26 protein-coding genes are annotated in these 20009 nt (G+C 34.5%); 9 read left to right on the forward strand and 17 right to left on the reverse strand.

The annotated features are described in order from the left end of the window. The gene (gene recO / locus MVE07_RS06905) at positions 1–687 is read right to left on the reverse strand and encodes a DNA repair protein RecO (protein ID WP_297455693.1); all 687 of its coding nucleotides are present in this window, start codon (positions 685–687) and stop codon (positions 1–3) included. A 113-nt stretch (positions 688–800) separates the two neighbouring features. On the opposite strand from recO, the gene MVE07_RS06910 reads away from it, so the two are divergent. From MVE07_RS06910 to MVE07_RS06920, 3 genes are read left to right on the forward strand one after another with little or no spacing between them, the layout of a single operon-like run. Then, positions 801–2507, forward strand: coding sequence for a copper resistance system multicopper oxidase (locus MVE07_RS06910; RefSeq protein WP_297455695.1), 1707 nt, complete (start codon positions 801–803; stop codon positions 2505–2507). Between the two features lie 10 nt (positions 2508–2517). Further along, complete coding sequence (locus tag MVE07_RS06915; protein ID WP_297455697.1) at positions 2518–3255, forward strand: copper resistance protein B; 738 nt, start codon at positions 2518–2520, stop codon at positions 3253–3255. 39 nt (positions 3256–3294) lie between these two features. Continuing rightward, a complete protein-coding gene (locus tag MVE07_RS06920) occupies positions 3295–3660 on the forward strand; it encodes an ankyrin repeat domain-containing protein (protein ID WP_297455698.1) in 366 nt (121 codons plus the stop codon). Position 3661: 1 nt separating this feature from the next. Here MVE07_RS06920 and MVE07_RS06925 read toward each other — a convergent pair whose 3' ends face one another. The 16 genes from MVE07_RS06925 to gspG all read right to left on the reverse strand — a co-directional run bounded on the left by MVE07_RS06925 (position 3662) and on the right by gspG (position 17248). Continuing rightward, positions 3662–5416 (reverse strand): bifunctional 3'-5' exonuclease/DNA polymerase, encoded by a 1755-nt coding sequence (locus MVE07_RS06925; protein WP_297455700.1) that lies wholly within the window; start codon positions 5414–5416, stop codon positions 3662–3664. A gap of 1 nt (position 5417) precedes the next feature. Next, positions 5418–5729, reverse strand: a complete 312-nt coding sequence (locus MVE07_RS06930; protein ID WP_297455702.1) for a heavy metal-binding domain-containing protein — start codon at positions 5727–5729, stop codon at positions 5418–5420. Further along, positions 5726–6310 (reverse strand): nicotinamidase, encoded by a 585-nt coding sequence (locus MVE07_RS06935; protein ID WP_297455704.1) that lies wholly within the window; start codon positions 6308–6310, stop codon positions 5726–5728. The genes MVE07_RS06930 and MVE07_RS06935 overlap by 4 nt, the downstream gene beginning before the upstream one ends. Before the next feature lie 12 nt (positions 6311–6322). Beyond that, on the reverse strand, positions 6323–6673 hold the full coding sequence (locus MVE07_RS06940; protein ID WP_029522751.1) for a TraR/DksA C4-type zinc finger protein: 351 nt from the start codon (positions 6671–6673) through the stop codon (positions 6323–6325). 2 nt (positions 6674–6675) lie between these two features. Further along, entirely contained in the window at positions 6676–7362 is a 687-nt protein-coding gene (gene aroD / locus MVE07_RS06945; protein WP_297455706.1) for a type I 3-dehydroquinate dehydratase, read from the reverse strand. Between the two features lie 48 nt (positions 7363–7410). Continuing rightward, positions 7411–8616 (reverse strand): type II secretion system F family protein, encoded by a 1206-nt coding sequence (locus MVE07_RS06950; protein WP_297455708.1) that lies wholly within the window; start codon positions 8614–8616, stop codon positions 7411–7413. Between the two features lie 3 nt (positions 8617–8619). Further along, entirely contained in the window at positions 8620–10050 is a 1431-nt protein-coding gene (locus MVE07_RS06955; protein ID WP_297455710.1) for a GspE/PulE family protein, read from the reverse strand. Between the two features lie 2 nt (positions 10051–10052). Further along, positions 10053–12059 carry a type II secretion system secretin GspD gene (gspD, locus tag MVE07_RS06960; protein WP_297455712.1) on the reverse strand — a complete coding sequence of 669 codons (2007 nt, stop codon included), beginning with the start codon at positions 12057–12059 and terminating at the stop codon, positions 10053–10055. After that, on the reverse strand, positions 12046–12897 hold the full coding sequence (locus tag MVE07_RS06965; RefSeq protein WP_297455714.1) for a PDZ domain-containing protein: 852 nt from the start codon (positions 12895–12897) through the stop codon (positions 12046–12048). The genes gspD and MVE07_RS06965 overlap by 14 nt, the downstream gene beginning before the upstream one ends. Then, a complete protein-coding gene (locus MVE07_RS06970) occupies positions 12894–13454 on the reverse strand; it encodes a hypothetical protein (RefSeq protein WP_297455716.1) in 561 nt (186 codons plus the stop codon). Before MVE07_RS06970 ends, MVE07_RS06965 begins: the two co-directional genes overlap by 4 nt. 83 nt (positions 13455–13537) lie before the next feature. Beyond that, entirely contained in the window at positions 13538–14011 is a 474-nt protein-coding gene (gene gspM / locus MVE07_RS06975) for a type II secretion system protein GspM (protein ID WP_297455718.1), read from the reverse strand. Next, on the reverse strand, positions 14008–15132 hold the full coding sequence (locus tag MVE07_RS06980; protein ID WP_297455720.1) for a hypothetical protein: 1125 nt from the start codon (positions 15130–15132) through the stop codon (positions 14008–14010). The genes gspM and MVE07_RS06980 overlap by 4 nt, the downstream gene beginning before the upstream one ends. After that, positions 15133–16023, reverse strand: a complete 891-nt coding sequence (gene gspK / locus MVE07_RS06985) for a type II secretion system minor pseudopilin GspK (RefSeq protein ID WP_297455722.1) — start codon at positions 16021–16023, stop codon at positions 15133–15135. Further along, positions 16020–16550 (reverse strand): prepilin-type N-terminal cleavage/methylation domain-containing protein, encoded by a 531-nt coding sequence (locus MVE07_RS06990; protein ID WP_297455724.1) that lies wholly within the window; start codon positions 16548–16550, stop codon positions 16020–16022. Before MVE07_RS06990 ends, gspK begins: the two co-directional genes overlap by 4 nt. Next, complete coding sequence (locus MVE07_RS06995; protein WP_297455725.1) at positions 16540–16887, reverse strand: prepilin-type N-terminal cleavage/methylation domain-containing protein; 348 nt, start codon at positions 16885–16887, stop codon at positions 16540–16542. Before MVE07_RS06995 ends, MVE07_RS06990 begins: the two co-directional genes overlap by 11 nt. Continuing rightward, entirely contained in the window at positions 16838–17248 is a 411-nt protein-coding gene (gspG, locus tag MVE07_RS07000) for a type II secretion system major pseudopilin GspG (RefSeq protein WP_297455791.1), read from the reverse strand. Before gspG ends, MVE07_RS06995 begins: the two co-directional genes overlap by 50 nt. A gap of 300 nt (positions 17249–17548) precedes the next feature. Here gspG and MVE07_RS07005 point away from each other — a divergent pair, with 300 nt between their 5' ends. The 6 genes from MVE07_RS07005 to MVE07_RS07030 all read left to right on the forward strand — a co-directional run bounded on the left by MVE07_RS07005 (position 17549) and on the right by MVE07_RS07030 (position 19998). Next, positions 17549–18004: a CopD family protein gene (locus tag MVE07_RS07005; RefSeq protein WP_297455727.1), complete on the forward strand. Its 456-nt coding sequence runs from the start codon at positions 17549–17551 to the stop codon at positions 18002–18004. Between the two features lie 2 nt (positions 18005–18006). Beyond that, positions 18007–18462 carry a hypothetical protein gene (locus MVE07_RS07010; protein ID WP_297455729.1) on the forward strand — a complete coding sequence of 152 codons (456 nt, stop codon included), beginning with the start codon at positions 18007–18009 and terminating at the stop codon, positions 18460–18462. Next, positions 18462–18902: an Rrf2 family transcriptional regulator gene (locus MVE07_RS07015; RefSeq protein WP_297455732.1), complete on the forward strand. Its 441-nt coding sequence runs from the start codon at positions 18462–18464 to the stop codon at positions 18900–18902. Before MVE07_RS07010 ends, MVE07_RS07015 begins: the two co-directional genes overlap by 1 nt. Positions 18903–18911: 9 nt before the next feature. Then, positions 18912–19232: a cupin domain-containing protein gene (locus MVE07_RS07020; RefSeq protein WP_297455734.1), complete on the forward strand. Its 321-nt coding sequence runs from the start codon at positions 18912–18914 to the stop codon at positions 19230–19232. Positions 19233–19454: 222 nt separating this feature from the next. After that, entirely contained in the window at positions 19455–19577 is a 123-nt protein-coding gene (locus tag MVE07_RS07025; RefSeq protein WP_297455736.1) for a hypothetical protein, read from the forward strand. A 10-nt stretch (positions 19578–19587) separates the two neighbouring features. Then, complete coding sequence (locus tag MVE07_RS07030; protein WP_297455738.1) at positions 19588–19998, forward strand: hypothetical protein; 411 nt, start codon at positions 19588–19590, stop codon at positions 19996–19998. Positions 19999–20009 lie beyond the last annotated feature (11 nt).

Consider the following 20009-nt stretch of genomic DNA (forward strand, 5'->3'; position numbering starts at 1 on the left):
TTACAGATTTTTAGATAAATAATCTTTTAAAAAGTTTTCAAGTTTGGGTGTAGAAACAAGTTTTAGTTTATTTAGACTCTGGAATCTTATATCTTTTAAGAGTTTCAGGGTTACAATATCTTGATAAGTTAGATTATCCCTCTTTTTAGTGCATTTTTTGCAAACTACCCCACCTTCATTTGTAGATAAAAAACCATAGTTATACTTGTTTATTTTTGTAGAACATCTAACACACTGATTAAGCTCCGGATAAATACCAGACAGATAAATCAGCTTGGCCAGAAAGTTTAAACGGAAAAGGTCTGTATCTATATCTGTTGTAAGATAGTAAAGGCTTTTTTTCAGCAGTATAAAAACTTTTTCATCTGGAAAAATCACATATTTGTTAAAAATATTAAGAATCTCAAATCCGGTCTTTAGTTTGTTTATATCTTTTGCTATCTCAAGGCCAAGACTTTTTGAACGGTCTAACTCCTTTATGAAAAACTTTTCTTTTCTTTTGAAATATACCCCATAAAACCAGGAAAAAGGCTCTGTTACATGTAAAAAAGGGGATTTTAAAAGCTGTCCTTTTGGGATATAGATATTTTCTTTCCCATACTTGCGGAAATAAACAGTTATAGAAAGGTCATAATCCCCTGCCAGCGATTTCCTTAAAACTATTCCTTCGTCTTTTACAAACTCCATATAACCAATTTATCCATATATCCCAAGAAAATCAAAAATATGTTCACAATCATAAACAGGTTAATTATTTTTATACAGAGTTATTAATAAAATCTGACTTTCAGGAGAAAGTTATGGAAATATCAAGAAGAAAGCTTTTACAAACCTCCATCATGCTCTCTATGGCAGGATTTACAGGATTAAAACTCCCTGTTTATGCAGCAGATAGGGGCATTACAGTAGCAAACAGAAAAGAAACGGAAAACACCGTTGAGTATGAACTGGTAATAAAAAAACAAACCCTATCTATAGGAAACAGAGAGGGAATGCCCATTACCATAAACAATAATTTTCCTGCACCCCTTATAAGACTAAAAGAGGGAAAATGGGCAATTATCAAGGTTTATAACGATATGAATGAATCTACCTCAATCCACTGGCATGGTCTTATAATCCCCAATGAGATGGACGGTGTTCCGGGACTGACTTTTGACGGAATTCCGCCAAAAAGCAGTTTTACATATAAATTCCCTGTTGTTCAATCTGGAACATACTGGTATCACAGCCATACAGGCTTGCAGGAACAGCTTGGTTTGTATGGGCCTCTTATTTTAGACCCAAAAGAACCAGAACCATTTGAGTATGACAGGGAGTATGTGATTGTCTTATCAGACTGGACATTTGAAGACCCTTATGATGTCTTAATGCATCTAAAAAAATGGGATGGATATTACAACTACCACAAAAGAACTATCTCAGACCTTATAAGAGATATAAAAGAAAAAGGTTTTCAAAGAACTTTGAGAGAAAGGTCTATGTGGGCAAAAATGCGAATGAGCCCCCGGGATATAGCTGATATAACAGGTGCAACGTATACATATCTGATGAATGGAAAAACAGCTGAGGAAAACCCTGAATTTCTATTTAATCCAGGTGAAAAAGTCCGCTTAAGATTTATAAATGCCTCTGCGGCAACATATTTTGATGTCCGTATTCCAGGCTTAAAAATGAAAGTGGTTCAGGCAGATGGCCAGAATATTCAACCTGTTGTAGTTGATGAATTTAGAATAGCGATAGCAGAAACCTATGATGTGATTGTTCAGCCTGATAAAAATGCCTATACAATTTTTGCAGAAACAATGGACAGAAGCGGTTATACAAGGGGAACCCTAACCTATAAAAAAGGTTTATCTGCTCCGGTTCCACCCCAAAGACCTCCTGCAGAAAGAAGCATGAGAGCAATGGGGGGAATGCATCACCATATGGGACATATGAAAGATATGCGTATGATGGATAGATGCGGAGATTGTAAACCTCTGATGATACCTGATAGCTTCGGAGTTGATGCAGCAATGATAAATAAAAATCCAGTATGCAGATTAAATGAAGCAGGTGTCGGACTGGAAAAGGTTCAGCACAGGGTTTTAACTTACTCTGACCTAAAAAGTCTCCAGCCCCATCCTGTCAGAAAACCGGTTAGACAGATAGATATTCATCTAACAGGAAATATGGAAAGATTTATCTGGAAGATGTATTCCTATGATGGAAAGAAACTAACAGATAAATTTGAAATACCTATTAAAGCAAAACTAAATGAAAGAATAAAAATAATGTTTATCAACCATACAATGATGGACCATCCTATGCATCTACACGGTATCTGGATGTATCTACAAAATGGAAACGGAGAGTTTAACCCCAGAAAACATACAATAAATCTAAAGCCCGGTGAAAAGGTTTGTGTAGAAATAGATAGTGATGCCATAGGAAACTGGGCATTCCACTGCCACATCCTTTATCACATGCATACAGGTATGTTTAGAGTTCTGCAAGTCTGTTAAGGAGGAAATTATGTTTAAAAAGATATTAACTGTAGGATTATTAATAACTTCTTTTGTGTATGCTCAGGAGAAAAAATGTAATTTGCATCCTATCAAGCCCATGGAACCGATTTATTACGGGCAGCTGCTTTTTGACAGAATTGAGTATGCAATTGATAACGGCCACCGAATAGATTATGAGATTACAGGCTGGTATGGTGGAGATTACCAGAAAGTATGGCTGGAAATAGAAGGAGAACACAATGTTAATACAGGAAGCGGAGATATAGAAAACTTAGACCTGCTTTATGGTAAAGCCATATCTCCCTTCTGGGACTTCAGGATTGGTGCAGGCTATACAGGTTCATATAAATCTGATGGCGGAAACAGGAGTATGGCTGTTGTCGGTTTAAAAGGACTTGCACCGTATATGTTTGAGGTGGATACAAACTTAAGGCTCACAACAAAGGGAGAGTTTTATGGAGATTTTGAGGCAGAATATGATATATGGCTTACCCAAAGGTTAGCCTTACAACCTAAGTTTGATACAACATTTTCTTTCTCAAAGATTGAAGAAATAGGAATAGGTTCCGGTATAAATGATATTAATCTAAGCTTGAGGCTCAGATACGAGATAAAAAGGGAAATTGCCCCTTATATAGGTATTTCTTATACAAGGCTATATGGTCAGACAAAAAGTTTAGCTAAATCAGAAGGGGAAAAAACTGAATACACTGATATAATAGCTGGCATTAGAATATGGTTCTGAATATTTTATAATTGTTAAAAACCAAAAATTAGGAGAAAAATGAAAAGATTAGTGCCAGTATTAGTTATTCTGATTGCTCTTTTTTCAACAGCCTGTAAAAGAATAGACAACTCAAATCCAAATGATATGCTTTTAACAGCAGCCCAGCTTGGAGATATTGATAGGGTAAGACTGGCAATTGCAAAAGGTGCAAATCTCAATTATCAGGACGAACACGGAGGAACAGCTCTACACTGGGCAGTATTTTACGGATATAAAGATATAGTCCAGTTATTACTGATGCAGGGTGCAGACCCATTAGTAAAAGATAAAGACGGAATAACTCCTATAGATGTTGCAAGGATAAATAATAAAAAGGAAATGCTCAAATTACTGGAAAAGTATGTGAAAAAGAAAAAAGAATAAACTACTTTTCTGCCCAGCTTTCAACTATCTGGGCTTCAAACTCAACAGGAACTTTTTTAAGGAGTATTTTCCCTGCACGAAGCATACTTTCTGACAGGATATCCTTTGCCTTCGGTGCATCTTCCTCTTTTACATCAACCACAATCTCATCATGAACCAGATTAACTATATTTGCATCAAGGCCATCTTTTAGTTTTCCGAAAAATACAACTGCCATTTTAAGCATATCGCTGCCTGTGGCCTGTATCGGAAAATTAACCGCCTCTGTAAATCTATTTACAACCATTCTCCTGCCAAGCAGAGAATAAACAACAATGCTGTGTTTTTTGGAAAGTTCCTCTTTTACCTTTTCATGCCATTTTTTAAATCCTGAATACACCTCAAAAAATCTTTCGTGGAACTTCTGGGCTTCTCTAAGGGTTATATCTATACCGTAGTTGTTTTTTGCATATTCCATAAGGGATTTTGGAGATATACCGTAAATAAGGCCAAAGTTGATAGCTTTTGCCATTTGCCTCTCTTCTTTGGTTATTTCTTCATATTCCTTTCCAAGAATAAGGGAGGCTGTGAACCTGTGGAGATCTTTTCCTTCCGAAAAAGCCTTTATCATCGTTTCATCATTAACATACTCAGCGGCTATTCTTAGTTCTATCTGTGAGTAATCTGCAACTATAAGTTTTCTACCCTTGTGTGCTTTAAATAATTTTCTAAGCTCCCTTGTTATATTCTGGAGATTAGGACGGGAAGAGGCCATTCTTCCTGTAGGTGCTCCAATCTGTTTAAATTCGCTGTATATCCTGCCATTTCTAAGATGGGAACTCAGTTCCTTTAGTTTATCAAGGGTCTTTTTCTCAGAACGTATTTCCAGAAGTTCTTTTACTTCAGCTCTGTCAATATACTGTCTCAGAGCACTGTCCTGTGAGGATAGAGAGCCTTTTTGTGTTCTCGGTAATTTAAGGCCTAACTTGCTTGTAAGCCATGCGGTTACCTTTTGAGGTGAGAATGGGTCAACACCATACTTTCTATAAAAGGATATATACTTTCTCTGGTAGTCCTGTGATACCTGTTGAAGCATTTTTTTCAGCTCATTTTCATCAACAGGCATACCTGTAAGTTCTATTTGGGCAAGCTGGGGCACAAATGCCATCTCAACAACTGCAACAGCATTATCAAGGGAAAATGTTTTATGTATTTCCCCTGAGGCTTTATGGGAAGTTTTTATGCTGTTAAGCCTGTCTCTGAGTATAGGAAAAATCTCACGGAGAATATCAACATCTTTTGCTGCATAATCAAGCTGTTCCTGAGATAAATCCCTTAATCCCCATGCCGATGCCTGCTGACTTTTGTCTAAATGGTTTTCTGTCAGACGGTAGCTTACTGCCTGTAAAGAATGCTTTTCCCCTTCATGCTCTGAAAGTAGTTGAGAGGCAATCATTGTATCAAAAACAATCTGGGGAAAAATATCAAAGTTTGTTTTGAGAAACTTTATATCAAATTTAAGGTTATGCCCTATAATGCCTTTTTGTTCCAGCAGCGGCTTTAGGTATTTGGCAAACTCAGGTATGAGAAACATATCATACAGGAATATCTCATTATAGTTGCCTATCTGAACAAGGCGAATTTTATCTGAGAAAAAATCAATATCTTTAAAGGATTTTACAGCAACTTCCGTATCCAGAAATAGATATTTATCTTTTTCAAAAGCTTTTAGACTGTCTATTGCCTCATCTAAAGAAAATATGTAACTATACTTCATATTACTCAATTACTACTGCCGTCCCCCATACAGAAATCATAAGCATAGATTCATACATCTCATAGGAAAAATTTATCCCTACAACTGCATTTGCTCCCTTTTCGGCAGCCTGCTCCTGCAGTTCCTCCAGCAATTTTTGCCTGTATTTATTTAACTCTTTTTCATAGGAACGGGTTCTGCCGCCCAAGAAATCCCTTATACTTGCAAACAAATCCCTGATTACATTTACTCCTATAACTGCCTCAGCAGCGACAATACCTTTATACTCTTTTATCTGTCTACCTGATATAGTGTCTGTTGTGGTTAAAATCATTCTATTTCACCGTAATTTATAAATACTGCTCCTTTCTCTAGCATCTGGTTTATTGCTTTTTCTATATCTCCCTTATTTGCCTCTACCCCTTTTATTGCATCCTCAAGGACAAATACCTGATAACCAAGGTTAAGTCCGCCTAAAACTGTATTTTTAACGCAATAGTCTGTAGCAACTCCGCCTATAAAAAGTCTTTTTATTCCCCTTTCCTTAAGAAGCTGGTCTAAAATAGTTCCCTGAAAGCCTGAATAAGCATCAAAATCCCGTGATGTGCCTTTTGAAATAATGAATTTATTATCCAGAGGTATTTTAAGGTCTGGATGGAATTTTGCCCCCTCTGTATCCTGAACACAATGGGGTGGCCATATACCACCATGTCCTCTAAAGGATATATGATTAGGTGGATGCCAGTCCCTCGTAAAATAAACAGGATTTCCTTTGTCTGCAAAAAGCTGTATATACTGGTTTAAAACAGGAACAATTTTATCTCCTTCCGGAACAGGCAGTGCACCATCAGGCATAAAATCCTTCTGCATATCAACAACAATCAATGCATCAAAATCATTTATCTTCAGTTTCATGGCATCTGCCCTCTACTCGTTTTCTTCCTCTACCTCTTTACAATTTATGCAAAGTTTAGCAATTGGCCTTGCCTTTAATCTTTCGTATGGAATTTCTGCACCGCACATCTCACATATTCCGTAAGTGCCATACTCTATCTTTTGAAGTGTCATCTCTATTCTTTTTAGAACTTTTCTATCTCTGTCAAGGTTTCTTAGCATAACAAGTCTACCTGCCTCTGCATCTGCCCTATCAATCTCATCTCCACCTTCATAGGAAAGGGGCTCCCCAACATTTTCCTGGGTTTCACTCAGGAGTTTTTCTCTCCACTCTAAAAGAGTCTGTTTTAATTCCTCAATCTGTTCAGGTGTTAAATGTTTCATTTTTAACTCCTTAATCCATAAAATTTAAGCTCCTCAATAAGCTTAGAGGCCTCAATCTGTCCAGGTGCAAAGGACTGGCCTATATAGGTATAAGTCAGTATAGACCCAAAGAAAAATCCTGCAACTCTGGTTATCTTTCCTTCTTCTCCCATTCCTATGGCAACAAGTTTTTTATCCTTATTTTTAGCAGTTACACATAATATACGGCTTACATCTTCATAGCTGTTGACTTTAAAGGCATATTTGATAATATCAGGGGATAAAGAAGCTGCTTTATCTATTATTTCCTGAATTTCTTCTTCAAGAGGAGTTTTCTCAAAATCATGGTAAGAAACAAGGGAGAGTTTACCTTCATCTTTTGCTATTTCTATCACTTTTTGGTTTATAGAGGTTGATGTAAGCTCTATATCCAGTATGTCAGAGTATTCAACCACTGCCTCAAATATCTTTATTCTTTCTTCATCAGGTATTGCTGTTCCACCTTCCCGCTCAGACCTGACAGTTGCTATTATTCCAAGGTCGTATTTTTTCACAAATCTGGCTTTTTCCAGAATGTAATCAATCTCCAGATTAGAAAACTGGTCTATCCTGAGTTCAACCATATCTATTTTTTTATCAACTGCTATAGGAATAATTTTCTCAAGGTTTTCATCGCTTACAGGTAGAACAACAAGTGGATAATTGCCCATTTTCCCCTCCTTCTTTGGAATAAGAAAATTTTAACATGAGGGGACAAATCATTTAACACTGAGGCTGAATATTGGTAAAAGGGTTGCAAATACAAAGAAGCCGATTACAACCGAAAGGAGTATCAAAACAGCAGGCTCCAGATAACTGAGGAATATGGTAATTAATCTATCTGTCTGTTTTCTGTATATCTGGGATATCAAGGCAAGCATTTTTTCCAGCTGTCCTGTCTCTTCTCCGATTTTTATAAGCTGGATACTGTCTTCAGGTAGCAGTTTATATTTTTCAAGAAGTTGTGAAAGGGGTTTTCCTTTTGTTATTTCCTTTGCAACAGTATCAAAATCTTTCTTTAAAACTGTATTATTTATTGTTTCATTGGCAATCTGTATAGCTCTATCAAGTGTGAGCCCTCCTTTTAGTAAAAGGGACATCGTGTTACTCCATGTGAGATAAACCGTGTATAAATGAACCTTTTTAAAAAATGGGATTTTCAGTTTCAGGCTGTCTATTATCTCTTTTGTTACAAATTTTTTATATCCTAAAAAGCCAAGAATAATAAGGATAGGAGAAGCTTTTAGGAAAATAGATGTGAGTTTTGATAAAAAAACAACAATTTTTGTAAGTGTAGGAAGTTCTCTACCAAACTGGGCATATATTTTTGTGATAGTAGGAACTACAAAGTTCATTATTATAATTACAGAAACAAAAGCCACAACAATAACAACAACAGGATAAATCAGCGCATTGAGTATTTTCCTTTTAAATTCTTCTTGTTTTTCTATGAATTCTGAAGCCGATAGAAATACTTTGTCCAGTGCCCCTGAAGTTTCCCCTGCTCTAATCATCTCAACAAGAAATTTCGGGAAGACACCTGTCTTGTCAAATGCATCTGCAATGCTACTTCCTTCCTGAATATACTCTCTGGCAGAAAGAAGGGTGTCCTTTAAAACAGGATTTTCCAGTTGTCTGGACAAAATATCAAATATCTGGGTTATATGAACATTCCTTTCAAGTAAAATTCCTATTTCGTATAAAAGAAGTGATAGCTCTTCCTTGCTTATTTTGTTTTTTGAAAATATATCAAGCTGGAGGATAGACTTTCTTTTTTTCTTGAGGGATGAAACCTCTTCTATTTCATAAGGAATTAATCCTTTTTTCTTCAGAATTTCCTTGAGATGTGATACTGAGATGGCCTCTTCAACTGCCGATATTTCCTTTCCTTCCTGATTGTATGCTTTGTATCTGAAAAATGGCATCCTTTACACCTGTGCAACCTGTAGAACTTCTTCAAGTGTTGTTTTGCCTTGAAGGACTTTAGAAATACCATCCCCAATAAGTGTTTTCATTCCTTTATCAATTGCCTTTTGTTTCAAAACGGTTGTCTCGGGGTTCTTTGATATAGTAGTTCTTAAATCCTCATCAACTTCCATTATTTCATATATAGCCATTCTTCCTTTATAGCCTGTTCCAAGGCATTCCTGACAGCCTTTTCCTTTATATAGGTGTTTTATCTCAACAGGTTTTTTGTAATGTTTTTTGATTTCCTCAATTTCTGCATCTGAAGGTATATATTCTGTTTTACAGTTTTCGCAGATTGTTCTAACAAGCCTTTGTGCTATCACTCCTTCCAGAGATGAAGCAATTAAAAATGGCTCAACTCCCATATCAACAAGTCTTGCAACAGCTGATGGGGCATCATTTGTGTGAAGTGTTGATAAAACAAGGTGTCCTGTCATAGAGGCATGGATTGCTATTTCTGCTGTTTCCAAATCCCTAATCTCACCAACCATTATGATATCAGGGTCTTGTCTTAAAATACTTCTTAATCCATTTGCAAATGTAAGGTCTATCTTTGGATTTACCTGTATCTGACTGATACCGTCTATCTGGTATTCTACTGGGTCTTCTATTGTTATTATGTTTTTACGGGGTGTTTTAAGCTCTAAAAGGGATGCATAAAGGGTTGTTGATTTACCTGAACCTGTGGGACCTGTGATTAGAACGAGGCCGTATGGTTTTTTTATAATTCTCCTGTATTTTTCAAGGTCTTCCGGTAAAAATCCCAGTTCTTCAAGGGTAAGCAATTTATTAGATTTATCTAAAAGCCTGATAACAATCCTTTCTCCGAAAACAGTAGGCAGGGTGGATACCCTCATATCAAGCTTTTTATCTCCGATTTTTACCTTGATTCTACCATCCTGTGGCAGTCTTTTCTCTGCAACATTCAGTCGTGAGATTATTTTTATACGGGATACTACTTGTGGATATGTGTTCAACGGGACTGTGGATATTTCGTGTAATACCCCATCCATTCTAAATCTAATCACAACCTTGTCTGAAAATGGCTCAAAATGTATATCACTGGCATTTGCTCTGATTGCCTTTAAAAAAAGGGAGTTTATAAGCTGTATTACAGGTGCATCTGAACCTGTTAACAGGTCTTCAAGGAATGTATCTTCTTTTATCTCTTCTTCTTCAATTTTGTTTTCAAGGTTTGAGATATATTCTTCTAATTTTTCATTGAATTCTTCTTCAGAAATCAGTATAGTTTCAGGGGTTTTACCTGTGAGAAATCTTATATCTTCTATGGCATAAAAAGGCGTATTTTTGGTTATGTATATTCTGTTTTCGTCAACAGGTATTATCTGGTTTTCCCTAAGAAAATCAACTGTTAGCTCTTTGAGGGTCAAGCTTATCCTCCAAAATATTTTCTCCTGTATTCTTCAAAGGTATCTGTGTTTTCCTTTTTATCAATACTTTTTTCCTGTTTTTCTTCTTTTTGTATTTTTTTCATCAGTTCTTCGCTTAGTTTTTTGTGCTCCTCTGTAATTCTTGCTAAATCTTCAGGGGTTTTAATTATATAAGGGGTCAGGAAAATAAACAGATTTGTTTTGTTCATATCCTCAGACCTGTATTTGAAAGCATTACCAATTATTGGAATAGAAGATAAAATGGGCACACCTTCCATTGTTTTGATTGTTTTCTTGGATACAAGTCCACCTAAGACTATTGTTTTTCCATTTGTTACCGTTATTGTAGTGTCAAGTTCTCTTTTTGATGTTATTGGAACAACATAACTAAGCTCACCTATCTGTGGTTTTTCAAAGCCTATTACTTCATTAACTTCTTGATGTATGTCCATCACGATATTATCTTGTGATATGTGAGGGGTAACCTTCAGGATTAGACCTACTTCTTTGTAGTCATAATTGATTATTGGATTTCCGTTAACATCAAATTTAACACTCTGGGCAAATGGTGTAACCTGTGAAACATTTATCGTTGCTTCTTTGTTATCCATCGTCAGCAGTTTTGGGGAGGAAACAATATTAAATCCTGTTCCCCTTTCAAGTAGTGAAAACAGAAATAATAAATCAGGAAAAAACAGGGTATTTCCTGCGATTTCTATATTTTTTCCGGAAGTGGTTAATACCCCTGCCACAAAGTTTGAGGAACCAAGCAGATTATAAAATCCTTCCTGAGATATCCCTCCTCTAAATGCTGCTCCCCCGTGGGAACCGAATATCTGCCATCTGACTCCGATTTCCTGTAATGCTTTTTGGGATACTTCTGTTATAAGGGCTGTTACAAGAACCTGTTTTTTCTGTTTATCTAATTTGCTTACTATATCTTTTATTGCCCTTATTTCGTTTTCATTTCCATAAACTATTAAAGAGTTAGAGGATTTATCTGCAACAACTTTTGGTTTTTCCTGTGAACTTTGGGAATACTTACTGATTGGGATTTTTCTTTTCTTTCTCCCTTCTTTTTTTGACCCGTAAGAAACAAGCTGAATATTTTCAAGGAGCTTATTAATAACATTGGCAACTTCTTCAGCTTTTGAGTTTTTAAGATAAATAACATCAAATCTTCTGCTAATTACATTTGTAGTTGGTTTGTCCAGCTGAGATATTATTGAGTTTATCTTATCAAATGCATCTGCTGGGGCTTTTATCACAACAGCATTTTGGGATTTTATGTTGTATACCCTTACCTGTATTCCTCTTTTTGCATAATCAGAAAATAATGTATTTAGGGCTGGTGCAACCTCTGAAGAATCTGCATACTGGAGTTTGTAAACTTTTATTTGTGTGTTTCCGCCTGTGGTATCAATCATTGAAATGACTTTTTTCAGGTTTTTTACATTAGCCTGTGTATCTGTAATCACAACAATATTGGCGGGATTATACGTGAATATTAATCCCCGGGGAGATTTTAAACCTCTGAGAATATTAGCTGCCTGCGTAACATCTGCATGTCTGAATTTGTAAACATAGGTTATAAGGTCTTCTGAACCATCTGGTTTTGTTTTCAGCGGCGGCGTGTTATTCCTATAGTATCCGGCAGATATAACTTCATAATAATTTCCTTTATCTATAAGAATATAGTTTCTTGCTTTAAGAACAGAAGTATATATATTCCACGCTTCATCTATTGAAACAGGTTCAGGAAAAATTAGAGAAACTTCACCTTTAACATCTGTTCCAAGAACTATATTTCTTCCGGTAAGACCTGATATGAAATATGTAAGTAGTTTTAAATCTATCTTTTCAAAATTAAAGTAGACCTTGCCTGTTTTTTTGAACTCTTCTGCCTGCTGGAGAATTTTTTGAAGATTACTTTCATCTGCAGGTGTATTTCCATGGATAATAAGGAAAATTGCTATAAATATGGCTATTATTTTTTTACCTGATTTCATAGTTTAAGACCTTCCTCCTATGATTTCTTTCAACAACTACTTTTATATGGGATTCATTTCGTAACATGTTATACAGTTTAAATGCATCTTCGGCAGTTTTTACAGGCATATCATTTATACTAACAACAAGGTCTCCTGACCTGAGTCCCAGTTTATATAGTATGCTGTTAGGTCCTATATATTTGAATCTGTATCCTATTGTTTCATTGTTTTTAACCACAGGGACTATCATAACATCCTTTAAAACTGTTCCTATATCGGCTGTTTTTTCTTCTATAAATCTTTTATCTACCTGAATTGTATCCCCGTTGTATCTGATAGGTAGATTCTCCGGCTGTGAAATGGCAGGAGGTCTTCTTAGCTTTGCAAGCTGTGTTGTGGAAAAATTACTTTTTTCTGGTTCTATGGAAAGTTTTATTTTTCTGCCATTTTTTTCAAGGACTACTGAGAATTTTCCTATTTCTTTTAGAGTGTATCCTGCTATTTTCTGACCTTCTTTAATGAATAACAGGTCATTTCTACTTTTGAAAAATGCTATTTTTTCTTTATCTGAACTGAATATTCCCACCAGTTTAATTCCTGATATGCTTGTTGCAGTTGATGGGGTGGTTTCTATACCTGTGTTAGAAACAGGTCTTGCAAATAAATAATCAAGAAATCTGTAGCTGTTATTTTTAGGTTTTAGATGATAGTAGCTTTTAGCTTCTGTTTTTATAGACGGCAATGTAAAAGCTTTATATTGCAAAATAGCATTAATAATAATTGCAGTTGAAACTCCTGCCGAAGCAACTAACACCCCCAAAAGCAGTTTTTCAGGATTTATTCTTAAAGCTATCATCTGATATACCTATCAAATCTTATATAAATATTCTGGTCTATATTGGTGTTCATAAACTTACCGGCAAATTTTCCCTTTATATAACCGTTTTTAATATTCAGCGGTAGATATAGCTTTCCGGTAAATTTTCCATCTAAATTTTTACCTTTTAAAGTAGCATCAATCTCATTTTTATTAAACTTGTGCTTTATATAGTCTATATTCATAGGAAAAAAAGCTGTTCTAAACTGTGTTAAATTGCCTTCCCCGCTTATCATTATCTCTTTATTTTTTATTTTTAAATGGTATTTTCCTGAAAGTTTACCATAAACCTCAGGTTTTTTCTGCACCGAGGAGATATCAAATTTATCACTGTTTATATCAGCTGTTTTTGATAACGGATACACAGAAATACTTAAATTTTTATCTATAGAAATATCTATCTTATAAAGCCGGTTTTTTATATTAAGGCTTTTTATATAAAAGTTTTGCTTTTCAAGGTCTTTTATTTTGATATGAAAAAGGTTTCCCCCAATATAGCTGTAATAAAATCCAGCTTTTGATAGATAATAGGACAAATAGTTCCCCACAGGAAATGTAAAAATAAAGGTTACAATAAAGGCAATAAGGAATATAAAAAAATATAAAATTACCCTTTTCATCATTTTGTCCCTAAAATAACCCGCATATTATAATGGCCATTTCCTTTAGGGTCATTGATATCTATGAACTGGGCAATATATCCATTTTCCTTTATTTTTTTTAGAAACCTGCTTATCTGGTCAGCTGAAAGTTTTTCAAAGGATATTTCTATGGACTCTCCTTGCTGATATGGTTTTATCGAAACTATATTTGATTTTGCTCCTACTTTCATTGCGATTTCTTCTATCTTTGTCAGGGACAAGACTGGTTTTACAGATGGTTTGTATCGTTTATATTCCTGAACTAATTTTTGGAGCTGGATGTAGTTGTTTATCTCTCTACTTAGTTTTTTTTCAAGCCTATCAATCTTTGTCAGCATATATGATGCGATAAAAAATATTCCTACTATGATAATAACTGCATAAAGCCCACCTATAAGAATGTATCTTTCCCTTTCCTCAAGGGAGTTTATAAAAAGTAGCAGTCTTTTCACTTAACCTCTCCTGAAATACTGAATCTTATTTTGCCATCAGGGATGGATACAGTTTCATCAATAGAAGCAGGATATTTTTGGGATAGCTTATTTTTAAAGTTTTCTACGCTTTTTATATCCTGAGCAGTTCCCTGTAGAATAAATCTGCTTTCTGTGATATTTATTCTGTAAATTTTGATATCCGGAAATGATTTTTTCTCCTTTGCTATAAAAGACAGCACATCAACAGCATCTGTTGATATTGAGGAACCTTCTTTTATTGCTTTTAGTTTACCTTTTGCCTGTTCAAGAGGATCAAAAATTTCTCCTGTATAGTTAAAGCCTTTTATAAAGACTTCCTTCTCTTTTTCTTTTACAGCTTTAAGCTCCTTTTCAAGGAGAAATAGCTTTACAAATAAGGCAATATTTATAAGCACAACTGCAATAAATAGATAAATAGCCCCTTTTATTAATCTTTCTGCAGTTTTTCCTTCAGTTTTGTGGAGAAAATCCACACCTGTATCGTCTATGCCTCTTAAAACAGCACCGAAAGCAATATTTAGAACCGGATTTTCTTCGGGATTTTTCAGGATTTTGGGATTTTTTATATCCTGTGGAATTTTGCCAGATAAATAGGTCTCATCATCTATTTCAGGCATAGAGGACAAAACCCTCGCCTGCTGAATAAATTCATCTTCTATCTGAAGATAAAGTATGTAGTCATTTAAAAAATGAACTATCTTGCAGTTTTTTATTCCGTAATATCTGGCCACCCTAAGCAAAGAAAAAATTTCGCTGTCTATAATGTCTGCATCCTTTATTGAGGACAAATCCTCTTTTCTAACTATTACACAAAAAACTTCAGATTTTCCTTTGGTATGGTGGACATAGTATCCGTATTCCAGCTGGTCAGGTTCTATAGGAATATCAAGCTGTATCTGGGTTCTGACCGCTTTTTCTATTTTATTTTTATCTTTAAATGGGAATATATATTTTCTAAAAGTTGATTTTGAGGCAGGAAAAGCATAAATCCTTTTGTAGTTTTTAGGCTCTTTTTTTAGTAATTTTACCTCTTTTTTTAAGGGATTAACTTCACCAAAAAGCCATACCTGTAAGCCTAAATCTATACCTTTTATAACCAATTAATAAATTTTCTCCCAGACGGTTTTTGTTTTGTTTTTTCTTTTTAATAATACAATAAATTTATATTCCCTATCGCCTATTTTTATGTTTATATTAGCAAGAAAGTGCTCACTTTTTACTGTTGTAAAAGGTTTTATTCTGTAGATTATATCCGAATTCATACCATCAACATTTATAAGGTCATCAATCCTTTTAAATGGTCTTTTCTGGCGGTAGGCAATTATAGAGTTTGCAATTGTTTCATCTATATCCCTGTCCAGAGCCATCAAAACCCATTTAGGTGCAGTGTTTATATTTACTTTACCGTTGGAATAAGGGGACAAAACTGCCTTAAGTCCCGGCCGGAAAACACCGTTTATCACCGTTCCGTTGTAAACTTCTTTTGAGACTCCTTTTATCAGATAAAGTTCCTCCAGTGTGTCTAATTTTGCATTTTTTGCAGGATAATCCTGATAGTCTTCTTCTCCACCATTACTTACTTTGTCAGGGTCTATCCAGTCTATTATGTTAAAAAGTATCTGGTCATCTATTCCTAAATTTTCAAATAATCTCTCAAATATCCGGAAATATTTCCGGTTTATAGACCTGCCGTTTATTAAAAAATTTGGATTTAAATATCTTTCCTGGTCTGCAATTTCCACACTGATAGATATATCCTCAAATGTAAATGGAATAGGCTGTGCCCAGAACTCTCCAAGATGGTCTACTGTTTTATCATCATGGTCTAAGAATTGTTCAAGTGCCTGAGAAATAGATGAAGAAATTAGAATTAGTTTTTCTGTTTGTATATCATTTGCCACATAGTTGTCAAAAACAAATTTGTCCTCTGAAAAATTCAAAACCACCGAGCCAAAAGCTGATATTAGGAGAAAAACTACAATCAGTATCATTGGATTTTTCCATCTGTTATATAAAATGTTTCTTCATTGATTTTTAGTTTTAAAATCTGGGGAAATTTCTTTCCAGAATAGTTTTCATACTCTTTACCATTATTTATTATTGAAAAACCTACATCATCAAATGTTCCCAATGTTATTTTTTTTAGACCTGCACCCCCCAGATTACCGTCAATATAGGGAAATTCTTCATAAATAAGCCTATATTTATCATCTTTTGTTTTTTCTATTCTATACTCTGCCCTGACTGCACCTGTAAAAAAAAGAGGATAAAGGGTATAAAATGAAATTCCATCATTACCCAGCTTAAAGTTTATACTTCTATTTTCTATTTTTGAAAAAAACTGCTTTGTAAGCTGGTCTTTTACAGAAAGATACTGAATATACCGGTTCATCTTTGCTGTAAGCTGGAGATTTCCTTTCATCTCAGATATGAAAACTGAGCCTACAACAGAAAAAACAACAAGAAGAAGTGTTACAACAAGTAAAAGTTCAAGAAGAGTAAATCCTTTATTTTTCATAGGTTTTTATTTCCAGAATTTTATGCTGATTTTTATCAAAGATTGTGTATTTAATCTGTCTTATACCGAAATCTATGGTTTTTGATTCTTCTTTTAGATGAAATCTGTCTGTTAAGGTTTCTCCAGGAATTTTATAAGTTTTTATTTTAAAAAATTTTAAAGCCTGTAATTTTTCAAACTGGGTTTGCAAATCAGCTATATGCTTAGACTGGATTTTTATTAAAACGGTAAATGCTATCGCAAATATAGTAACAGCAGCAACTACCTCAAGAAGAGTAAAACCTGAATTAGTTTTCATCCCATACGGATATATCATCATCTGTTCCCAGTTCTCCATCTGGGCCTTTGGACTTTAGTTCAAATGGATGTTTTTCTGCAGGGGATATATAAATAAAATCATTCCCCCAGCCATCCTTTGGAACACTATCAAGATATTTTTTCCATTTTTTAGGTTCGGGGGGTGTTTTAGGCTTTTCAACCAGCGCTTTAAGCCCCTGTTCTGTAGTCGGATACATACCGTTGTCCAGCTTATACATCTCAAGTGCCCTCTTTAATTCTTTCAGCTGGACTTTTGTTGTTTTGATTTTTGCTTCATCTACTCTTCCGGTTATTTTAGGTATAACCAAAGCAGCAATAAGGGATAAAATTACTATTACTACTAATAATTCAAGTAATGTAAATCCTCTATTTCCTTTCATTTTTACTTTTTCCATTAATTTTTTGCCTAATTATAACATATTCCTTGTTTTTTGAATTTTAACAGATATAATTCAATAAGATATAGAATTAATAATATACTATTAAAAATGCTTGACATTTTTAGAAATAGTTTTTATTCTATAACCCAAAATAGTAAAAAATCCGGGGGTAGGGGGAGACAGAATACCCACTTCGTATGTCTGAGGGAGGGGGGATTCCTTTTTTCTTGAAAATCCCTTGTTTCTAATCTATCATTATTTTAAGACTAATTTGTCTTAAATTTTTTAAGGGTGTGAAGAATGAGTGTTATTGTAATGACCATTCATCTCCTTGCTGCTTCATTCTGGATTGGTGGAATGCTTTTTATGGTTCTTGCACTTTCACCTTATGTAAGGAAACTTCCTAAGGAAATTAGTGTGCAGGCTTACCAGGCAGTAGGAAGAAGATATAGCTTTTGGGGAACAGTCATTGGTTTGCCGGTTTTATTCTTGACTGGATTATATAACATGAAAACTATGGGTGTGTCTTTTTCACAATTTATGCATCCAAATAGTCCTTATGTTTCAACACTGCATCATAAAGTCCATCTGTTTATACTTACTGCAATACTTGCAGTAATTCACGACTTTTATCTGGGACCCCGTTCACATCTAAATGAAAAGTATAAGACTGCAGCAAGAATAATAGGTATTGTCAATCTGATTTTAGGACTGTCAATTATATTCCTCGCTGCAAAACTGAGATTAGGAGGATAATAATGGCTTTTGACAGGGTTAAAGAAATCTTAAGTCAGCTTACAAAAGAACACATTGAGTTATTGAAAGAGTCTGAAGAAATAGAAAAACAGTTAGAAGAAAACTTTTCAGAAGAAGCTATTGATAGGGCATTAAAATTTATACATGAAAAAGTAAATAAACATGCAGAAATAGAAGAAAATGACCTTGATGAAGCACTTCAGGAGGCAGGAATAACTGATTTTGATATAGAGGCACTTAATTTTGGGCACAGAACTCTGGATGAAATCGCTGAACATCTTGAGTATTTGGCAGACCTTTATAAAAAAGGTGAGAGGAAGTATAGAGGTAGAGACTTACAAAAGGAAATAGCAAAAACATTTCATGAGTTTGCCCAGACCCTCAAAGATCATTTTACAGAAGAAGAACACTTTTTCTTTCCTGATATTTTGAAATATGATTTAGAGAGGTTTGAATAATGCTATCAGCAGCCTGTAAAGACGCTATTAGGGCAATGATATATATATCAAATCTGTCTCAAAAAAAAGAATATACAGGAAAATTTATATCTATTCATAAAGTGGCTAAAGACCTGCGTATTTCTTTTTATTTTCTGTCCAAGAATTTACAAAAACTTGTAAAAGCAGGGTTATTAAAATCCCATAGAGGTCCTACAGGTGGAGTAAAACTGGCAAAAAAACCGGAAAATATAAAACTTATAGACATAATTGCTGTCATTGATGGAATGGATTTTTTTCATACCTGTATCCTTGGTTTTGAGGAATGCTCAGACGAAAATCCATGCACAGTTCATAATCTCTGGGCTGCTAAAAGACAGGAAATATACGAACTTTTTAACAACACAACCTTAAAAGATGCAGCTGAAAATATTGAAAAATTTGAAAATATAAAAGTTTAGGAGGAAAAAATGGCACTGAAAATTTATCCTGTATCAGAAAATTTTAATCCTGAAAGACCCCTTTCTGAAAAAATCATTTCAACAGATAATATGGTTGTTGTTCATTTTTATCTTAAGGCAGGTCAAAAAATACCACTACATGTATCTAAATCAGAAGTATTAGTGACTGTTTTAAGAGGTAAAGGCAAGTTTTATTACCAGGATGAGAATACTTATGAAGTTTTGGAAGAAGAAGAAAGTCTGTTTTACCCTGCCGAAGAACCACATGGTTTCGAAGCAGAAGAAGATATGATTGTTCAGGCTGTTATTTCTCCAAATCCTCAAAAGTAATCTTAATATGCACAAAGGTTTCCCTTTGTGCAGGTTTTCCTTTAATAATACAAAATCTTTTTCCAAAAGATATTACATATAAAAAAAGCAATATTAAGCAAATCCTTTTAGGCAAAGTCATATAACATCTTTTATTTTCCTTGATTCAGGTCAATGCAATATGGGTCTAACCAATTTAATTTAAGACAAAAAAGTATGAAATTCTCAAAGTGAGGAAACTTTTTGAAAGAATGGACTTCAAAGCAATGGGCGATAGTGATTTCACTGATTATTTTTCTGATAGCTGCTTTTTTAGCTTTTGCAGGACCATGTGTAATAGCAATCATAAGGATGATAGGAGGATAATGATCTAATTATGATGGAAGTCGGTTCCTGGTTATGGAAATTGTCTTATATGATACATGTTATTTCAAATGCTGGATTTTTTGGTATTGCGCTGGTTTTCACTATAGGTAACGAAGAAATATTAAAAGAACATATTGTCAAAAGGTATCTGAAGATAGCATTTATGCTGGTTTTATTAACCGGAGCTACAGGAATTCTCCTTCTTTCTATACTAACAATGACCGGAATGGATGACCTAACATCTAATCCTATGGGACAGAGTGCTCTTGCAATGATTTTAGGTTATATCGTTGTTCTTTTTGTAATTTCTCTTGCTCTTATCTACAAAGGAGGAGAGGGAAGGATTTATAAAAATCTTTTTGGAATTATGTTTGTTAGTTATTTGATTGTGTATCTAATAAGAGTTTATTTAACTTCATAGGAGGGTTTAGG

The organism is Persephonella sp. (genome assembly GCF_027023985.1).
Classification (GTDB): Bacteria; Aquificota; Aquificia; order Aquificales; family Hydrogenothermaceae; genus Persephonella_A.